Source organism: Methylobacterium sp. WSM2598 (assembly GCF_000379105.1).
In the GTDB taxonomy this organism is placed as follows: domain Bacteria; phylum Pseudomonadota; class Alphaproteobacteria; order Rhizobiales; family Beijerinckiaceae; genus Methylobacterium.
Map to the genome: position 1 here is coordinate 4,565,414 of NZ_KB900609.1, position 17,553 is coordinate 4,582,966.

The following is a 17,553-nucleotide window of genomic DNA, read 5'->3' on the forward strand; positions in this document are numbered from 1 at the left end:
CCGGGCTCACGCAGGCGAGCCCTGCCGGGCTCGCCCAGGATGGTCCCTACTCGATCACCTCGACGATCCGGTGGGTGTGCGGGTCCACCAGGACCGGCTGGTCGTTGACGACCGTGTAGCGGTAGCCGGGCCGCACATGGTACTCGGCCGGCACGTCGTAGTAGGTCACGCCCGAGGAGGGCAGCACGGCCCCGACGCGGACGTCCTCCCTGTACCGGTACGAGGGCAGGTGCCGCTCGCGCACGTAGGAGCGGAAGCGCGGACGGTCGTCCACGCCGAGGATGCCGCCGACCGTGCCGGTCGCGGCCCCCACCGCCCCGCCGACGATGCCGCCCACCGGGCCGGCCGCGGCCGCGCCCGCCTCGGCACCCTCCTGCGCCCCGCGCAGGGTTCCCTGAGCCTGGGCCGCCAGCGGCAGCCCGAGGGTGGCCGCCGCGACGGCGGCCAGAAGCAGTTTGCTGGTCATGATGCGTCCTCTCGACAAATCCGGCAGTTCAGCGCGGCGCGATCAGCAGCCTTCCTTGTGGACGGTCTTGGAGTTGCCCATACCGTCCTCCTTGTGGACGGTCTTGGAGCCGCAATCGACGCTGCCGGTGGTGACCTCGCGGTGCTCGACCACGCCCTCGCGGTGCTCGACGGCGACGCCCGGGGCCCGGTCGCGATGGATCACGGTGGTCTCCTCGGCCATGGCCGAGCCGGAGAGGCCCGCCAGGACAGTGGCCGCCAGGGTCGCGACGAAGACGGTGCGCATGCGTCATGCTCCTCAGTTCAGAACTGCGCCATAAACGCCCGTTTCAGCGCACAGGTTCCGGCATCTCGCCCGCGGTATCTCGTTTAACCGCGACTTAAGTTGAGGAATGATCTATTTAATCTGGCTTGCCTGGCCCAGGTTCGGCGGGAATGAGCTGTCGGACACGCATGCCCTGAGCAATAGTCCCTCCTGCACTGTGAGGCGGGGCAGGTTCTCCTGGGGCGCACGGAAGGCCACGCCGGCTGCGAAGGGGCCGGCGGACGGGGTGAGCGCGTGCGGTCCCGGAAATGCCGGTGCCGGGCGGACCGTTCCATCAGCCCCGCCGGACGGAGCCCGCGTCGCGCTGCGCAGGCCGCCGGCGCGCCGACCGGGTCCCCCGGCCCTGCTCCGCCACGCGGATCATCTGCTCGGCCCGGTCGAGCGACATGCCGCGCGGGTCGCACCCGCCCAGCGGCAGGTCCAGGTGCGTGTAGGAGAGCACGAACGCATCGGGCTTGGCGCCCCGCAGCTTCGCGACGCTGATCCCGATGCGGCGCGCACGGGTCCGCAGGCGGCCGAGCCGCCGCTTGTCGGTGGTGTCGGACGAGGACGCGATGACGATGCTTCCGTGCTCGGCGGATTTCGGGAGGCGGCGAGGGGAGGCGCGGCCCGGCGCGGCGCGCCTCACGGCCCGGCCGCGCGACCGGGCCGTCCCGCCTCGTAGCCCAGCGCCTGCGCGAGGGCGGCGCGCGCGCGATTGACCCGGCTCTTCGCCGTCCCGACCTGGCAGTTCATCAGCTCCGCGGCGGCCTCGTAGGTCATGCCGTGCATGGCGACCAGCAGCAGGGCCTCGCGCTGCGCGGCCGGCAGCCTGCCGAGCTCCGCCCAGACCTCGCGCAGCTCGACACCGTCCTCCTGGGCCGGGAGGGAGACCAGCTGCGCGGCGGCGGCGCCGTCCGCATCCTCGACCTCGCGGCGCCGCCGCCGGCCGTTCGTGTAGAACTGGTTGCGCAGGATCGTGAACAGCCACGCCTTGAGGTTCGTCCCGACCTCGAAGCGGTGCTGGTTCTGCCAGGCGCGCAGCATCGTCTCCTGCACAAGGTCGTCGGCCTGGATCACGTTGGCCGTCAGCGACAGGGCGAAGCCGCGCAAGGCCGGCAGCGCCGCCAGCAGATCGTCGCGGAAGCGGGAGACGACGGCCGGCTGCCCCGCCAGGGCCGCCTCCAGGCGCGCGATCGCCTCGCGCACCTCCGAGGGGTGCGGCGCGCTGACGAAGGCCGCGTAGGCGGTTCGCAGCTGCCGGCCGAGATGGTCGCGCAGGAAGGGCGCGAGCTGCGGCCGGCGATCGGCCGCCGCGGGCTCCCGGGCCGCCGGCTCCCGATGCGAGAGCGGCGCGCACGCGAGGACGGGCGTCGGCGCGTGCCGCGCGCTCGCCGTGGTTCGGACCAGTCTCGATGTTCTGTGCAACACGCTGCGACACCCGCCTTCGAGAGTTCATTCACGGTCTTGCCCGCGGTCTCGGAACACGGCCGGACGAACGCCGCGCGGGCCTCCCGGGCGGGGCAGAGCCCCGAACGCGCGGGGATCCGCCTGCAACCATGGCCGCCCCTCGGCGCCCGCGCCCGTCCCCGCGCCGCCTCCCCGGCGGACGACCCCGCCCGCCGGGAGCATACAGCGAAGGAAAGTTACAATTTCACTGTACAACCCCGGGGCCCGGAGGGTCAACCCGTCGCGGCCGGCCCCGGGCTCCCGCGGCCGCGTCAGTGGAAATTCGGGTGGACCGGCACCGCGTCGTGATGAGCGATGCCCACGAGCCCGACCTCCGCGTGCGCGGCCCCGTCGTGGGCCGGCCCGGCCGGCGCCGCCGGGACCGGGTGCGGATTGCCCGGAGCGAAGACGAGGGTGCCATCCGCCCCGATCTCGGCCTGCACGGGGCCGGAGGGCGCGCTCGGCGCCGGGGCATGCCCCGCCTGCGCGGCCGCGGACCCCACCGCCGGGCTCGCCGCGCCGGCAGCCGGCGGCGGGGGCGAGCCCGCGGGTTCGGGCGCGACGGCGGGATGCCCGGGATCCGGCGCGGCCTGCGCCGCACCGGCGGGGGGCGAGGCCGCATCGGCCCCGGGGGCGTGCGCGGCGTGGCGGTCCGCGGCGGGGGCCTCTCCTCCCGCGGCGCCGTCGACCGGGCTCCGATCCGACGCGGCGCTGCCGGCCGCTTCGTGGCCCGCCAGCGGCGTCGCGGCGTCGGGTCTCGCGGCGCTCGGGGCCGACGGGGTCTCCGCGCCGGTCCCGGGAGCGGCCCGGCCGTGGCCGAGCGGATCGATGACCTGCTCCGGTGCGCCCTCGGCGTGGCCACGATCCGAGACGGCATTCTCCGCGCCCGAATGGCTCGCCGCCGTCGACCCGGCCTCGGCGCCCGCCCCGCCCGGGGCGGCCCCCGGATCGCGCGCCTGCGGGCCCGGATGGCCGGGAGCGACGGTCGCCCCCGGCGCGGGATGCGCCTCGGCGCCCGCGGGCCCGGTTCCCGCCGGGACCGGGGGCGCATCCGGCGCCGCGGGGTGACCGCCCGGAAGCCCGCCGCCCTGGCCGGCGCTCTCGGTCGGCTCGGCGGCCGGGACAGCGGGGCCGGCCGCGTCGCTCGCGCCCGCCGCCCAGATCTCGCCGCTCGCCGCGGGCGGCACGGCCGGCGCGGTGACCGGAGCGGTGCCGGGACCGGCCGGGCCCGCGTGATCGGGGCGGATCCCATCCCGATCCTGCCCGGAGGCGGCATCGTCCGTCGGCGCGTAACCTGCCGCCGTCGGAACCGCCGGGACGATGCGGGAAGCGTCGCTGCTGCCTCCCGGCACCGCGGCCACCGCGCCGTCGCCGTGTCCCGAGGGCTCGGCCCGGGCCGCGCCGATCTCCGGGGACGCGGCCGCCGCGCCCGGCCCGCGCGGCGTCCCCGGGTGGTCCGGGTCGATGGCCGTGCCCGCGATCGCACCGGCCGCCGAGGCGGGGCCGGCCCCGAGTCCTTCTCCCGCCGTGACCGGCACCCGGGCCGCGTGACCGCTCCCGTGATCCGAATCCTGCGCGGCCGGGGCGTCGGCGCGCGCGCCGTGCGGCGCGTCGGCCCCGGGAGCCCGGTCGGTGCCGGCCGCATCCGGGCCGGACCGGTCGGGCCGGACCTCCGCGCGCTCGGCCTGCGCATCATCGCCCCGGCCCGGGCCGCGGGCGGCGTCGCTCGCCGCCTCGCGGACGGGGCCGGCGTGGGCGCCGGCGCGCTCGGCGGCGCCGTGGCCCGCCCCGTCGCCCGGCGCGTCATCCGCCTTCGGGCCGGACGCCTCCGAGGCCCGGCTGCCGGTGGCGCCGCCCTCGCCCGCGCCGTGTGCGGCGCCCCGGCCCTCGCTCTCGCCCGGCGCGGCATGGTCCGCCCCCGCGCGGCTCGCGGCCGGGCCGGCCTCGGCGGCGCCCTCCTGGCGCGACGGCGGCGCGAGCGCCCTCGCGGCGCCGGTTTCGCCCCGGCCCGCCTCCGGGGCGGCCTCGGTCGCGGCCGGGACGGGCGCCGCGGCGTGAGCGGCCTTGGCGCCCGGATCGGCGCCAGGAGCAGCCGAGGTGGCGGCCGAGGCGTCGGCCTGCACCGTCTCGCTCGCGTGGTCCGCGGCGCCCGGCGCCGTCCCGGACGGGTGGCCGCCGGACGCGGATTCGGCCGTGGCGGGAGAGCCGGCCGCCTGGGCGCCCGCCTGCTGCCCCGCCTCGTTGGGCCGGGCGCCGGCCGCCTTCTCGGTGAGCGGCGTCCGCGAGAGGTCGGGTCCCTCGCCGGGATCGGGCCGGGCCGGATGGACCGGGCCGGCCGGCGCCGCCCCGCCGCGCCCGGCCCCGTCGAGGTCCTGAGCATTGCCGCCGCGGGAGAGCGGGGGCGCGGCCGGCGCGGAGGCGTCCGTGGCGCGCGGGCTGCCCGAGGAGGGAACCGCCGGCAGCGCCGCGTCCCCGTGCCAGGAGGCGCCGTCCGCCGCGCTCGCGGCGCTCGTCGGCGCGAGGTCCGTCTCCGGCCGCGGGCCGGCCTCGTCGGGCGCGGCGTCCACGGCGAACAGCATCGCGGTGGTCACGATCGCGGCGACGTGCCGGCGGTGATCGTCGTGCTGCGATTGGGCCTCGCCCGCGCCTCCCGCCTCCGCCGAGCGGGGCGGCGCGACCGGTCCCGGCCGGCCGGCGGCCGCCGGCCCGGGCAGCGGCTCGACCGGGGCGAGTTCGGAGGCGGCGGCGTCGTCCTCGGACAGCAGGAAGGCCGCGGCCGCGACGATGGCCGCCAGCAGGGCGGCCGGGTGAACCACGAGCGTCGTGCCGCCCTGGCCCTGCGGGATGGGCAGCAGCGCCGGGTAGCGGACCGCGATCTGGTTGAGCAGGGCGCGGAAGTCGGGACCCTGCATCGGCTGGTCCAGCACCGCGCTTCCGACCACGTAGCGCCCGTCGATGCGGGCGAAGTGCATGATCACGTCGCCGTCCGCCCGGCAGAAGACGAACCACGGGTCGGCCTCGTCGCTCAGGCCCTGATCGCTGGTGATCCGCATCCCGGCCCGGACCAGGGCGGCCTCGACCCGGTAGAACTCGGCCAGCTCCTGCTGGGACCAATCCCCGCGCGTCGTCGGCGCGGGCCGGAAGAAGGAGATGACAGCACCCATTTCGCCCTCACTCCGCACAGAAGCGCGGGGCCGGAGCGGGGCATCCCCGAGGCCCCCGGCGCGCGCACCCGTCCCGTCCGGACCTACGCAGCATGGCCCGCGCGATCCTGCCGACTCTCTCGTTCCCGCATCATGGTCCGCCACCGCACCGGCGACCGTCTCGGCGAGTGATGCTCAGCGCTCATGGAAGGCACGTCCCATCGCGTCGAAGAGGGGTGAGACCATGTAGTCGAGGGCCGTCCGCTCCCCGGCCGAGAGGACGATCTCCGCGGGAAGTCCGGCCAGGAGGCGGTCCCTGACGTCGCCCGGCACGTCGTGCTCGTCGATCTCGACGATCCCGGCGAAGTAGGGCTGCTTGGTCGCCTCGTCGATCAGCCGGTCGCGCGACACCGTCCTGAGCGTCCCGAAGATCGCCGGGGTCCGGCGCGTCTGGAAGGTGGGCAGCTTGACCTCGGCCCGCATCCCGGCATGGACGGCCTCCAGATCCTGCGGCGAGAACTGCACGCTGATCACCAGCCGGTCGCGCGTCGGGACGATCTCCATCAGCGGCTCGCCGGGGCGGACGACCTGCCCGATCGTGTAGACCTTGAGGCCCTGGATGACGCCGCCGTGCGGGGCGCGCACCTCGTGCCGCCGCAGCACGTCCTGGGCGACGAGCAGCTTCTCGCGCAGTTCGGAGATCTTCTGGCGGGTCTCCAGGAGCTGGGCGGTGACGGATTCCTGGCGCCTCTGCTCGATCTGGGTGACCTGCATGCCGGCCTCGCCGATGGCGTTCTCGGCCTTGGCCGTCTCCGCCACCGAGCGCCCGATCACGCCCTGGAGCCGGGTGCGTTCCCGCTCCATCATCAGGAGCCGCGAGAGCGGGATGAGGTTCTTGTCGCGCAGGCTGCGCAGGCCGCCGAGCTCCTCGTCGATGTAGCGGACCTGCGCCTCGACCGAGGCCCTCTCGGCCGCCAGCCCCTCCATCTCGACCCTCAGCTGCCGCACGCGCGCCGCGATGAGGTCGAGCTGGGCGCGCATCGACTTGCGGCGCTCCGCGAGCTGGTTGCGCTGGTCGCCGATCGCCCGGGCGATCGGCGCCTCGTCGCGCCGCGCGACGATGTCGGGCGGCAGGTCGAGGTCGGCCGCCGCGTCCTGCTCGGCCCGCAGGCGGGCCTCGAGGATCAGGGCGGCGTCGAGCTGGGTGCGGAACAAGTCGGCGCTCGCCCGCGACTGCAGCGGGTCGAGGCGCAGGAGGACGTCGCCCTCCCGCACGCTCTGGCCGTCCTTCACCAGCACGTCGAGGACCATGCCGCCCTCGAAATGCTGGACCACCTTGCGGCTCGTCTCCGCCACGACGACGCCCGGGCTGATGACCGCGCGGTCCAGCCGGACCCGCGCGGCCCAGCCGCCGACGACCCCGAAGGTCAGCGCGATCAGGGCGTAGCCCGCGACGGCGTAGAGCCGCCAATTCGTCATCTCGGCCGGCCGCGCCGGCCCGGCCCCCGCCTCGGGGCGCGGGGCGACGGGCCGGGGCGATCCGGGGACGGGCAGGAAGCGGGCGGTCCCGGTGGTCATCGCTCAGCCCGTCGCGGCGCGGGGCCGCTCCTGCAACCGGCGGTCGACGACGCCGTCCCCGATCGCCGCCGGCGCGGAGGCGGGAAGCGGCCGCCCGCCCGTGAGCTGCGCCAGGATCGGCTCCGCCGCGCCGAAGGCCTGGACGCGGCCCTCGTTCATCACCAGCACCTGATCGGCACCGGCCAGGATGCCGAGCTTGTGGGTGATCAGGATCACCGTGGCGCCGTGGCGCTTGAGGTCCGCCACGGCCTGGATCAGGGCCGCCTCGCCGGCCTGATCGAGGCTCGCATTCGGCTCGTCGAGCACGACGAGGCTGGGCGCGCCGTACATGGCCCGGGCGAGGGCGATGCGCTGGCGCTGCCCGCCCGACAGCCCGTGCCCTCCCGGGCCGATCCGGGTGTTGTAGCCGTCCGGGAGCGCCTGGATCAGCGCGTGGCAGCCGGCCCTGCGCGCCACCTCGACGATCGCCCCCTCGTCCTCGACGGCGAAGCGCGCGATGGTCTCGGCCACGGTGCCGTCGAGGAGCTCGACGTCCTGGGGCAGGTAGCCGAGGTAGCGGCCGAGGGCCTGCGGGTCCCAGTGCCCGATCTCGGCGCCATCGATCCGCACCGTGCCGCCGAGAAGCGGCCACACCCCGGTCAGGGCGCGGGCGAGCGTCGATTTCCCCGAGGCGCTGGGTCCGACGATCCCGACGACGCTCCCGGCCTCGATCCGCACGCTGACGCCGCGCAGGATCGGCGCCGCCCCGCCGGGCGCCGCCACCGAGGCGTTCTCGATCTCGACCTCGCCGCGGGGCCGCGGCAGGCTCATCCGCCGCGGCTCCGCCCCGGCCGCCGAGACCAGGTCCGCCAGCCGGCGGTAGCTCGCCCGGGCCGCGGTGACGCCCTTCCAGTGGGCGACGATCGCCTCGATCGGGGCCAGGGCGCGGCCGATGATGATCGAGGCGGCGATCATCGACCCGGCCGAGATCTCCCGGCGGATGGCGAGGTAGGCGCCGAGGCCGAGCACCATCGTCTGCAGCAGCATGCGGACGTACTTCGTCGCGGCGACGATGAGGCCGGCCCGGTCGCTGGCGCGGGCCTGCAGCATCAGCACGTCCTGGTGGGGCGCGCGCCAGAGTTCGCGCACGGCCGCGACCATGCCCATGGCGTGCAGCACCTCGGCGTTGCGGGCGCTGGCGCGGGCCTGCTGCGCGGCCGCGTGCGAGGCCCGGTTCGCCGCGTCGAGCAGCCGGCGGGTGGCGACCTCGTTGACGAGCGTCAGAGCCAGGATCGCCGAGCCGCCCGCCAGGGCCATCCATCCGAACCAGGGATGCAGGGCGAAGCAGGCGAGCAGGAAGATCGGGGTCCAGGGCGCGTCGCAGAACGCCAGGAGGCCGCTGCCGGTGAGGAATTCGCGCAGGACGTCGAGGTCGCGCAGGGCCGCGTCCTGCCCGCTCCCGGGCCTGCGCAGGATGCTGCGATGCACCGCGTCGTAGATCGGGGTCGCGATCGCCTGATCGAAGATCACCCCGCCGCGCACCAGGATGCGCGCGCGGAGCATCTCGAGGCACGAATAGACCGCGAGCGCGAAGGCGGCGATCAGGCTGACGCCGACCAGCGTCGCCTCGCTGCGGCTCGACAACACCCTGTCGTAGATCTGCAGCATGTACAGGGGTGTGACGAACAGCAGGATGTTGATGAAGAAACTGAAGACGAACGCGGTCGCCAGGACCGGACGCAGGGAGCGCAGGCCGCTCTGCAGGACGGACGTCGCCCGGTCACTCGTCATACCGAAATCCCGCCAAGGAGGCGCCGAGGCGCGGAACGATGGGCATCAGCGGAGCGGCCGCGGTCGGTCCGACCCGGTCCGCGGCAGCCGACCCGGGACTCGGGAGCCAACGATCGGCCGGGGGGTTTGTTTCGGGTCCGGGTCTCGCGTGCAGGTCTCGCGTCCGGGTCTCTTGTCCAGGTCTCGTGTCCAGGTCTCGTGGCGCCCCCCCCAGGTCGCTGGCCGACGGCGTGCGTCGCGCCCCGATCACGCGATGATAGGGCAAGTTGTATTTATTCCAAGTGCGCGGGACGCGGGTACCCCTCCGGGCCGGCGCGGCGCCGCCCGGAGGACCGCCGGACGGACCGCCGCAAGGACCGTCAAGGCGCCCGGGCGGGATCGCCCTGGACACCGCCGGCCGGACAGGGGTATATGAATGTCACTGTACAGGCGGGGCGCTCGCAGGTGAGGCCCGCAGGAAGGCATCCACCGTGTATGCTCACCATCAGCGTCTGGACTCCGAGGAGGTCCAGGAACTGCGCCGGGAAGGCGGCCGCTACCTCAAGGAGCTGAGGGAGGCGCGCGGCCTCTCGCAGCGGCAGCTCGCGGCGCTGGTCGGTGCCGAGTACTACACCTTCATCTCCCAGCTGGAGACCGGCCGGGGCCGCATCCCCCCGGACCGCTACCGGGCCTGGGCCGAGGCGCTGGAGGTCGACGTCCGGCACTTCGTGCGGTCCTTGATGCGGTTCTACGACCCGATGACGCACGACATCCTGTTCGGGGCGGAGGCGCCGCGGCCCTGAGGCGGCCGCGGCCGTCGGGGGAGCCGGCCGGGGTCAGCGCTCCGCGCGCGCGGCCGCCTCCGCCAGGACCGCCGCGAGCGCGTCCGCCATGGCGGTGTCGTCGCCGGCCATCCCGTCCATCGCCGCCATGCGGGCGACCGCCGTCGCGGCGATCCGCTCCTCGACCGTGTCCTCGGCGTAGGCGTAGTAGATCACCGCGTGCTGGCCGTCGCGGTGGCAGCGTCCCTCGATCTGCTGCAGCTGGATCGCGCTGTGGCGCATGTCGTGCACCACGAGCGCGCGCGGGCGCTCGCCGCTGGGCAGTTCGTGCCGGTGCAGCGAGATCGATTCCGTGACCGTGAACACGAGAGCGTCGAGCAGGCCGCGCTGGAAGTCGAGCCGGGTCGCCTCGTTCGCCTCGGCCGGGCGCTCCCCGTTGATCTCGCCGACCCGCCAGCGCTGCCCGCGCAGGGTCTCGGCGAGCAGGGCCGACGTCTCCAGGAAGGCGACCGAGAGGGCGACCTGCTCGCCGGCCTCCAGCAGGTCGCCCGCGAAGGCGGCGGTGCCCGCGACCCGCAGCAGGCTCGCCTTCTGGCGGAAGCGCAGGTCCGCCGCCCAGCCCGCCGGGCGCCGCGTCGCGCCGCCGAGCAGCCCGAACGCGCGCCGGAACTCGCGCCAGGACGCGTCGTAGAGGCGGCGCTCCTCCGGGCCGAGCGCAGTCGGGGCGAGTTCGCGCTGCGCCTCCGGCCAGCCCGCGATGTCCGCCGGGCGGCGGCGCAGGCCGATCGCGTCGCGGCCCCGGTAGAGCAGGTCGGCCATCACGGCGCGGTCGCGCGGGTTCGGCGTCCAGCTCCAGTTCGTCCAGCGCCCCCTGGCGCGCCCGATCCCGAGCGCGCGCATCAGGGCGCGGAAATCGGCCAGGGACGCCACCTCCCGGCCCGCCGCCCGCCCGAGCAGGCGCCCGAGATAGAACAGCTCGTGCGGCGCCTGCCCGGCCGTGGCGCTCATGTAGATCGCGAACGCCGCCTGGTCGGCGAGCTGGCGGCAGGCCATGCTCTGCTGGGCGTAGGGGTTGCGCAGCCGGTGGGCCTCGTCGAACACCACCAGCGGCCAGGCCCGCTTGGGGCGCCCCTCGCGGGCGAGTTCGTTGTTGCGGGCGCGGGTCGAGCGCCGGGTGCTGTCCGGCGGCGGCAGGAACAGCGACTTGGTGCGCTCGTAGTTGATCAGCGTCACGCTCTTGGCGGGCAGGCCGCTGCCCGCGATGGTGCGGCGCCATTGCGGCAGGCCGCCCTTGGGGCAGACGATCAGGATCTCGCGCTCGGGCATGGCGGCCAGGGCGGACCACGCGGTCAGCGTCTTGCCGAGGCCGGTCATGTCGCCGAGGAGGAAGCCCGGGCGGCCCGCGGCGCGGTGGGCCAGGATCGCGTCGCGCCCCTCGCGCTGGTGCGGGCGGGGCACGAACAGGGGAGGGGGATCGGCTGACATCGCGTCGGGGCGGGGGCTCTCGCTCGCGGCGGGCTGCGATGGGCGGCGCGAGCGGCCCCGGACGGGGCATCCCGGCTCACCGCGGTGAGCGCTCCCTGGGCCACGCGGCGCGGCTTGAGGCAAGCCGAAAGGGCGCGGCCCGTGGACGCGCGGGGCCGCCGCGGCGCGCAAGGCGCGGCCCCGATCCCACCGCGGGACGAACGGGCGAGGGCGGCCGGGAGGCGTCATCCGACATCCGGTCGATGGCTTCGCCATCTCCCGTTTCGCCCATGCGGATGTGGGCTTCGCTCAGGCGCCGCGCTCAGGCGCCGCGCGGGCTCGGGATCCGGGCTCCGCTGTGATCAACCGGTTCCCGGATCAGACCTCGCTCAGGGTGGTCGGCGCGGCGACGCGCTTCGCCGCTCTCGCGCAGGAGACCGCGACCACCAGCCCGGCCGCGAGGCTGCCGCCGAACGGCGCCACCAGGAGGGCCTTCAATCCCAGGACGGGCGCGAGCGAGGCGAGCGTGATCGTCCCGCCGAGGATGGCGGACCCCACGAGGGCGATGACCATGGGCGTGAATCCTACCATCCTGGATTGCACGCCCGGGCCTGCGGCCCCATTTCGCTGCGTGCTCGGCGGGCGCCAGTAAATAGCGGGCTCAGCTTCGACAACCGAGCCATGTGGGTTAGGCCGCGCGGGAGCCGCCCGCCCGCGCGCCGCCTGGCGCGCGACGCCCCCTCGCCACGCCCGTCGCCGGCCCGGTTGCCGCGACCGTGCCGCGCGCCGAGAGTGGCCGCATGAGTGCTCCGCCCCCTCGCCCCCTGCCGCCGATCCTGCGCGACAAGCACCCGGAGGCGGCGTCCGCGTTCACGCCGCAGAGCCTGCTGCGCGAGGCGCGCCGGCAGCGGCGCATCCCCGACGCGCCCGTGCCGGAGGTCTGCATCCTGGACCCGGACGGCGACGTCGTCCGCCACCTGCGCGCCGCCGGCAGGGCCCGGCCCGTCGAGGGCTGGGCCTGCTACCACTCGGCGATGGACCGCTTCGAGCAGGGCGGTCGCGCGTTCGGCATCGTCGGCTGCGCGGTGGGCGCGCCCTACGCCGTGCTGGTGGCCGAGCAGATGTTCGCCTCCGGCTGCCGCCTGCTCATCAGCATCACCTCGTCGGGTCAGATCACGGCGCTGCGGCCGCCGCCGTACTTCATCCTGATCGAGCGCGCGCTGCGCGACGAGGGCACGAGCTACCACTACCTGCCGGCCGGCGACTTCGCGCAGGCCGACCCGGCCCTGGTGGCGTCGGTCGGGGCGGGGCTGGCGGAGGTGGGCGAGCCGATCGAGCGCGGCGCCACCTGGACGACCGATGCGCCCTACCGCGAGACCGCCGAGGCCATCGCGGCGGCCCGGGCGGCGGGCCTCCTGGCGGTCGAGATGGAGGCGGCCGCGCTCTACGCCTTCGCCGCGGCGCGCCGCCGCGCCGTGCTCTGCTTCGCGCACGTGACCAACCGGATGGGCCAGGCGGGCGACTTCGAGAAGGGCGAGGCGGACGGCGCCCCGACCTCCCTGGCCCTCGCGCAGGCCGTCGCGGAGGCCTGGGAGCGGTCGCGCGCGCCCAGGCCCGGATAGGGCCGGGCGGAGGGGCGGGATCCGCGCCGCCGGCCCGCGCGGCGGGCCGGCGCGGTGTCGCGCGGCGCCCCCTATCGGCGCGGCGCCGCGCGGGGCAGTGTCGCCCGGACGGCCCGACGCGTTCCCGTGCGGCGCACCCTGATCGGGGGCCCGCCGCGGGGCATCGCATCCGGGCCGGGCCTCGCCGCGTCCGTTCCGGAGCCTCGCCGATGATCCGCCGTCTCCCCGCCCTCGCTCTCGCCCTCGCCCCGGCCCTGGCCTTCGCGGCGGACCGCCTGCCGACCATCCCGCCCGACCAGTACACGCCCGAGCAGAGGAAGGCCGCCGAGGAGTTCGAGGCGGCCCGCAAGGTCAAGGTCTTCGGTCCCTTCGAGCCGCTCATGCACTCGCCCGAGGTGATGACGCTCGCGCGCCAGATGGGCGACTACCTGCGCTACAAGCCGAAGATCGGGACCACGCTGTCCGAACTGGTGATCCTGATCAACGCGCGGCACTGGTCGCAGGACTACGAGTGGTACGTCCACGCCCCGATCGCCCGGAAGGTCGGCATCGCGCCGGAGATCATCGAGGCGATCCGCGACGGGCGCCGCCCGGAGGGCCTGAGCGCCGACGAGGCGATCGTCTACGACTTCACCACCGAGCTCCAGCAGAACAAGCGGGTGTCGGACGCGACCTTCGCGCGGGCGGAGAGCCGCTTCGGCAAGGCGGGCGTGGTCGATCTCGCGGCGATCAGCGGCTACTACACCTTCCTGGCCATGGAGCTGAACGCCGCCCGCTACGGCCTGCCGCCGGATGGGACGCCCCTCCCGCGGCTGCCGGAATGAGGGGCGCGGCGGCGCGCCCCCGCGCGGCCGCTCGACCCGCACCGTTCCGCCGGCCCGGGCGAGCGGGTCGGCACGGCCGCCCCGTCGCGGTCGCAGGGCCCGAGGGCGGCCGGACGGGGTGTCGCGGCGCGGCCGCGGCGCGGGCTGATCGCGCGCAGCTCTGGCTGGATCGGCCGCGCCGGCCTCGTCCCGAGCGCCGCCATGGTCGGCGTCGCGCGCATCGCGACTGTATGTTCAGACAAAACCTGACGTATTTGTTAAGCATTCCCCTGGGATAAGGGGGGCATGGGAAACACGATTTGGATTGATTTCCTATGCCGCACCTATCCGACATCAAGATCCTGCCCAAGCTCTCCAGCGTCATCGCGCTCATCGGTCTGATCGTCGGTGGCTGCGTCTGGTACGCGCAATCGCGCATGACCCGGATCGATGACGCCTACAGCCTGTTCATCGTGCGCGAGGCGCGCGCGGCGGCGACGGCGCGACTTATCAACCAACAGTTGTTCGAACTCAATTACTGGGTCTATCGCCTCATCGCGGAGACCGAGGAGCCGCAGATCAAGGCCGCCGACCGGGGCTTCGACGCCGTGCTGCCCCGGCTGCGGAAGGCCCTCGCGGATCTGCGTGAGGAGGCGCCGAGCTTCGCCGAGCGCGTCCAGGCGCAGGCTGCCCGCGTCGAGACGTTCGTGACGGCCGTCGAGGAGGTGCGCCGCCTCGGCGCGCATAATCGGAACGCGGATGCCCTGGGCATGGTGCACAGCGCCATCGACCCGACCTTCTCCGGCGTGGTGCGGGATGCCGTCAAGCTGAGGCAGGACATCGCCGATTACATGGAGAGGGGCTCGAACGACCTCACCGCGCAGACCAACGCCACGCGCCACAGCCTGATGGCGTTCAGCGCGCTCGGCGTGGTGGTCGGCATCGTGGCGGCGATGCTGATGGCGGTGTTCGGCATCACGCGTCCGCTGGGCCGCCTCGTCGCGGTGCTGCAGCGGATCGCCGCGGGTGAGGTGAACGCGGCGATCCCGGAGGCCGGCCGCGGCGACGAGATCGGCGCGGTCGGCAGGGCGGTCGAGGGCATCAGGGCCATGGTCGCCCGCAAGGCCGCCGAGGAGGCCGAGGTCAAGCGGCGCGCCGACGCGGCTGCGGCGGCCGAACGCCGGCGCACGATGATCGAGCTGGCCGACCGCTTCGAGCGGGCGGTGGGCGGCATCGTGGGCCTGGTCTCGTCCTCGGCGACCGAGCTGCAGGCGACCGCTCAGCAGATGACGGCCACCGCGACGGAGACGGCGAGCCAGTCCAGCACGGTGGCGGCCGCGGCGGAGGAGGCCGCCTCCAACGTCGGCACGGTGGCGAGCGCGGCCGAGGAGCTCGGCGCCTCCGTGCAGGAGATCGGCCGCCGGGTCAGCGGCTCGGCCACCCTGGCGCAGCACGCGGTGGCGGAGGCGGACAAGACCACCGCGCTCGTCCAGGCGCTGCAAGCCACCTCGGGCAGGATCGGCGACATGGTGGGCCTGATCTCGGGCATCGCCGGCCAGACCAACCTGCTGGCGCTCAACGCGACGATCGAGGCGGCGCGGGCCGGCGCGGCGGGCCGCGGCTTCGCGGTGGTCGCCGCCGAGGTGAAGGCGCTGGCCGAGCAGACCGCCAAGGTGACGGAGGAGATTGCGCGTCAGATCGGCGAGGTGCAGGGCGTGACCGGGCAGGCGGTCGGCGCCATCGGGTCGATCACCGGCCGGATCCGGGAGGTGAACGCGGTCTCGGCGAGCATCGCGGCGGCGGTCGAGCAGCAGGGTGCGGCCACGCAGGAGATCGTGCGCAACGTGGCCCAGGCCTCGACCGGCACGGCCGAGGTGACGCGCACCATCGCGGGCGTGGCCCAGGCCTCCGAGGAGACGGGCGCCGCCGCCGCCCAGGTTCTCGCCTCGGCCTCCGAGCTGTCGCGCCAGTCCGAGCATCTCCGGACCGAGGTCGCCGGCTTCCTCGCGACCGTCCGGGCGGCCTGAGCGGCCGCCCCCCGGGGCGCCTCGCCGGGCCCCGAACGTCGCCGTCGCCGGTCGGCGGGGTCTCGCGGCAGGGCTTGGCGGCCCGTCGCGGGGAGCCGCGGTCCAGGATGGTTGCGCGTCCGGCCGGGTCGGAAGCGGCGGTTCAAGCCGCACCCGCTGGATGTCGGCAAATGGCGCAACTACGTTGTTGGCTAAACCGCCCACTCGGGAGCCTTCCTGCCTGGGCTTCAGCTTCACTGCTCACAATTCAATGAAAGCGCGAGGTTCAATGGCAGGACGGCTGATTTGATGCGCTCGTATGGCCAAGTTGGGCCTTGTCGTGCTCCAGCCCTACTGACCCCTTGATCCTAACCCTTTCGCCTCCACAATCTTTGAACGATGGCGATGAGGAGGCCGTGATGTCTGAGCACATCTACAAGGTCATCGAGCTCGTGGGGTCGTCCAAGGTATCGATTGAAGACGCGATCCAGCAGGCCATCGAGCGCGCAAGCCAGACGGTGCGCAACTTGCGATGGTTTGAAGTGCTGGAGACCCGTGGCCAGATCGAAGGCGGTAAGGTGCAGCACTACCAGGTCACGCTGAAGGTCGGCTTCACCATGGAAAAGGCTTGAGTGGTCTGAACCATGACGGGCTCCGAGTGACCCCTTGCGGACCCTCGCCTCTGCCGCATCAAACATCCGCTTCAACGCAGGAAGCGGAAGTTGATCCTCCACCGTTTCGGTGGTTCTTCCGCGCTTTGCGTGGATCAAGCAGCGATGAGGGTGCGGCGACGGAGGAGTGCGAAGCTGGCGCGACCGTACATGGTGCGCTTGAGCATCTTCAGCCGACTGATCTGCCCTTCCGCCTGGGCGTTACTCCATGACGCCATCAGCGCCGCTCGAACGGCCGCCCCATCCTGCGCCAAACCAGCCGCGAAGGTCTCTAGAGCGGCACCCGATCACGTTGCAACCGGGTGCCGCTCTCGATCTTTGATCTTGCCGCATGTTCTGCGACGAACCGGCATCCACTTCGTCGGAAAATGCTCTAGCGCAGCGACGCCGCAGTTGCGCGTTTCCAGCAACCATCTGTCGAGTTCGCCGGCGGCATCCGCTGGCCGGTCGTTGCCAAGACCGCAGGCGCGCACCAGCAACGTAAACTGCTGCGCCAGATCGGCGACCCGTGCGGCTTCAACATCCTGCCGGATGCGGGCGAGGTCGGCCGTAGCGCGAGGCGGCAGCGTGGCAACCGGTTGCACCATGATCCAGGCCCGTTGCTTGGGAGAGGCGATTGGCGATGGTGTGACCGCCTCGGTGCTCGTCGAGGCGGGGTAGGGAGGCAATGCTTGCTGAACAGCGTCTCAGTTTAAACTTTTGCGCGGCTCGTGACGGCGCGCGACCGATAAAGCTAACAACGCGACGAAACCAGGAACGAGGTAGCCTCCAAGCTGCAAAGCCGCGTCCGAAGCCACTACGACCGATCTTGATACGCCAGATCGATAAAGCGCTATCGGAATGTCACGCCGGGCCACCACGAAGATCAACCCGATAATTATACCCGCGAGACCGGACGCCAATTTCGTTAACAGAAGGCCGCTCCTGCGCCATATTGCGATAAGCAGGGGAACAGATAAAAAAAACACGGTGTTTGAGCTAAGTTCTTTCATCACTCCCGGCGCGAAAAAATCTATCATCATTCCGGACGCGGCAAACGAAGCTACTGAGAGAGCGATTTTTAGCAAAAACACCATTCTTGTTGCCCTCCGTCCCGCTTCTTGAAGGGCCCACGCTTCGTCTGGATAGGCGCTGCCGCATCAATAGGTGCCACAGTCTTGGACGAGTGAAGCATCCTGCCGGGCCGGCCTGGGGGCACCTTGATCCATCTCAACGCCGCCGGTCTCGGGCCCTGTCACGCTGCCCTTGAGGATGCTCCGACCCCGGCCTCAAATCCGGAGTACCCCCCCGTGTACCGCGCAGGCCCTCCAGCACGAGGCGGACCTTCTGCTCGGCCGAGAACTGCCGGCGCGTGGCGCGGCGGATGTCCTTGATCACCGTCCCTGCCGGCTTCCGCGCTGGTCCGGATGTATTTCATCTTCGCCTCTGGCGGATACAGTGTCGCCGCCATCTTCACTCGTGAAGGCCCTCAAGCCGTCTCACGGGTGCGGACGGCAGACGCTCCCAACCGCCTAGGG

Annotated in this window: 15 protein-coding genes and 2 pseudogenes; 5 read left to right on the top strand and 12 right to left on the bottom strand. The window is 73.6% G+C overall.

The features are described 5' to 3' along the window. Nucleotides 1–46: 46 nt before the first annotated feature. The 7 genes from MET2598_RS0121625 to MET2598_RS0121655 form a co-directional block, all read right to left on the bottom strand. Nucleotides 47–466 (bottom strand): DUF1236 domain-containing protein, encoded by a 420-nt coding sequence (locus MET2598_RS0121625; RefSeq protein WP_012331217.1) that lies wholly within the window; start codon nt 464–466, stop codon nt 47–49. Nucleotides 467–508: 42 nt separating this feature from the next. Next, nucleotides 509–751 (bottom strand): hypothetical protein, encoded by a 243-nt coding sequence (locus MET2598_RS0121630; RefSeq protein WP_012331216.1) that lies wholly within the window; start codon nt 749–751, stop codon nt 509–511. A 313-nt stretch (nt 752–1,064) separates the two neighbouring features. Beyond that, on the bottom strand, nt 1,065–1,418 hold the full coding sequence (locus MET2598_RS0121635; protein ID WP_012331215.1) for a hypothetical protein: 354 nt from the start codon (nt 1,416–1,418) through the stop codon (nt 1,065–1,067). After that, nucleotides 1,415–2,197: a sigma-70 family RNA polymerase sigma factor gene (locus tag MET2598_RS0121640; protein WP_012331214.1), complete on the bottom strand. Its 783-nt coding sequence runs from the start codon at nt 2,195–2,197 to the stop codon at nt 1,415–1,417. Before MET2598_RS0121640 ends, MET2598_RS0121635 begins: the two co-directional genes overlap by 4 nt. Nucleotides 2,198–2,490: 293 nt before the next feature. Further along, nucleotides 2,491–5,382, bottom strand: a complete 2,892-nt coding sequence (locus MET2598_RS0121645) for a hypothetical protein (RefSeq protein WP_026190864.1) — start codon at nt 5,380–5,382, stop codon at nt 2,491–2,493. Nucleotides 5,383–5,556: 174 nt separating this feature from the next. Continuing rightward, entirely contained in the window at nt 5,557–6,939 is a 1,383-nt protein-coding gene (locus MET2598_RS0121650; RefSeq protein ID WP_018262323.1) for an HlyD family type I secretion periplasmic adaptor subunit, read from the bottom strand. Between the two features lie 3 nt (nt 6,940–6,942). Continuing rightward, a complete protein-coding gene (locus MET2598_RS0121655; RefSeq protein WP_012331211.1) occupies nt 6,943–8,709 on the bottom strand; it encodes a type I secretion system permease/ATPase in 1,767 nt (588 codons plus the stop codon). Nucleotides 8,710–9,179: 470 nt separating this feature from the next. Here MET2598_RS0121655 and MET2598_RS0121660 point away from each other — a divergent pair, with 470 nt between their 5' ends. Next, the gene (locus MET2598_RS0121660) at nt 9,180–9,491 is read left to right on the top strand and encodes a helix-turn-helix domain-containing protein (protein ID WP_012331210.1); all 312 of its coding nucleotides are present in this window, start codon (nt 9,180–9,182) and stop codon (nt 9,489–9,491) included. Nucleotides 9,492–9,524: 33 nt separating this feature from the next. Here the strand turns inward: MET2598_RS0121660 and MET2598_RS0121665 are convergent, their stop codons facing one another. After that, nucleotides 9,525–10,955 carry a DEAD/DEAH box helicase family protein gene (locus MET2598_RS0121665; RefSeq protein ID WP_018262324.1) on the bottom strand — a complete coding sequence of 477 codons (1,431 nt, stop codon included), beginning with the start codon at nt 10,953–10,955 and terminating at the stop codon, nt 9,525–9,527. Nucleotides 10,956–11,312: 357 nt separating this feature from the next. Next, nucleotides 11,313–11,507 (bottom strand): hypothetical protein, encoded by a 195-nt coding sequence (locus tag MET2598_RS0121670; protein WP_012331208.1) that lies wholly within the window; start codon nt 11,505–11,507, stop codon nt 11,313–11,315. 227 nt (nt 11,508–11,734) lie between these two features. Between MET2598_RS0121670 and MET2598_RS0121675 the strand changes: the two genes are divergently transcribed. The 4 genes from MET2598_RS0121675 to MET2598_RS0121690 all read left to right on the top strand — a co-directional run bounded on the left by MET2598_RS0121675 (nt 11,735) and on the right by MET2598_RS0121690 (nt 15,997). Then, nucleotides 11,735–12,556: a nucleoside phosphorylase gene (locus MET2598_RS0121675; RefSeq protein WP_018262325.1), complete on the top strand. Its 822-nt coding sequence runs from the start codon at nt 11,735–11,737 to the stop codon at nt 12,554–12,556. Between the two features lie 209 nt (nt 12,557–12,765). After that, nucleotides 12,766–13,380: a carboxymuconolactone decarboxylase family protein gene (locus MET2598_RS0121680; RefSeq protein ID WP_018262326.1), complete on the top strand. Its 615-nt coding sequence runs from the start codon at nt 12,766–12,768 to the stop codon at nt 13,378–13,380. A 314-nt stretch (nt 13,381–13,694) separates the two neighbouring features. Next, on the top strand, nt 13,695–15,386 hold the full coding sequence (locus MET2598_RS0121685; protein WP_018262327.1) for a methyl-accepting chemotaxis protein: 1,692 nt from the start codon (nt 13,695–13,697) through the stop codon (nt 15,384–15,386). A gap of 398 nt (nt 15,387–15,784) precedes the next feature. After that, nucleotides 15,785–15,997 carry a dodecin gene (locus MET2598_RS0121690; protein ID WP_012331202.1) on the top strand — a complete coding sequence of 71 codons (213 nt, stop codon included), beginning with the start codon at nt 15,785–15,787 and terminating at the stop codon, nt 15,995–15,997. Nucleotides 15,998–16,131: 134 nt separating this feature from the next. On the opposite strand, the pseudogene MET2598_RS43850 reads toward MET2598_RS0121690, so the two are convergent. From MET2598_RS43850 to MET2598_RS41430, 3 genes and pseudogenes are all read right to left on the bottom strand, one after another. Continuing rightward, a pseudogene (locus MET2598_RS43850) lies at nt 16,132–16,317 on the bottom strand (ISL3 family transposase); the annotation flags it as partial. A 102-nt stretch (nt 16,318–16,419) separates the two neighbouring features. After that, nucleotides 16,420–16,692 (bottom strand): annotated as a pseudogene (locus MET2598_RS43855) (ISL3 family transposase); the annotation flags it as partial. Nucleotides 16,693–16,722: 30 nt separating this feature from the next. Then, nucleotides 16,723–17,112 (bottom strand): hypothetical protein, encoded by a 390-nt coding sequence (locus tag MET2598_RS41430; RefSeq protein WP_157182234.1) that lies wholly within the window; start codon nt 17,110–17,112, stop codon nt 16,723–16,725. Between the last annotated feature and the right edge of the window lie 441 nt (nt 17,113–17,553).

Bases quoted from the DNA above. Each gene is read 5' to 3' on its own strand.
- MET2598_RS0121645 (WP_026190864.1), bottom strand. From the start codon at position 5,382: ATGGGTGCTGTCATCTCCTTCTTCCGGCCCGCGCCGACGACGCGCGGG.
- MET2598_RS41430 (WP_157182234.1), bottom strand. From the start codon at position 17,112: ATGGTGTTTTTGCTAAAAATCGCTCTCTCAGTAGCTTCGTTTGCCGCG.
- MET2598_RS0121670 (WP_012331208.1), bottom strand. From the start codon at position 11,507: ATGGTCATCGCCCTCGTGGGGTCCGCCATCCTCGGCGGGACGATCACG.
- MET2598_RS0121625 (WP_012331217.1), bottom strand. From the start codon at position 466: ATGACCAGCAAACTGCTTCTGGCCGCCGTCGCGGCGGCCACCCTCGGG.
- MET2598_RS0121665 (WP_018262324.1), bottom strand. From the start codon at position 10,955: ATGTCAGCCGATCCCCCTCCCCTGTTCGTGCCCCGCCCGCACCAGCGC.
- MET2598_RS0121690 (WP_012331202.1), top strand. From the start codon at position 15,785: ATGTCTGAGCACATCTACAAGGTCATCGAGCTCGTGGGGTCGTCCAAG.
- MET2598_RS0121650 (WP_018262323.1), bottom strand. From the start codon at position 6,939: ATGACCACCGGGACCGCCCGCTTCCTGCCCGTCCCCGGATCGCCCCGG.
- MET2598_RS0121685 (WP_018262327.1), top strand. From the start codon at position 13,695: ATGCCGCACCTATCCGACATCAAGATCCTGCCCAAGCTCTCCAGCGTC.
- MET2598_RS0121680 (WP_018262326.1), top strand. From the start codon at position 12,766: ATGATCCGCCGTCTCCCCGCCCTCGCTCTCGCCCTCGCCCCGGCCCTG.
- MET2598_RS0121630 (WP_012331216.1), bottom strand. From the start codon at position 751: ATGCGCACCGTCTTCGTCGCGACCCTGGCGGCCACTGTCCTGGCGGGC.
- MET2598_RS0121655 (WP_012331211.1), bottom strand. From the start codon at position 8,709: ATGACGAGTGACCGGGCGACGTCCGTCCTGCAGAGCGGCCTGCGCTCC.
- MET2598_RS0121675 (WP_018262325.1), top strand. From the start codon at position 11,735: ATGAGTGCTCCGCCCCCTCGCCCCCTGCCGCCGATCCTGCGCGACAAG.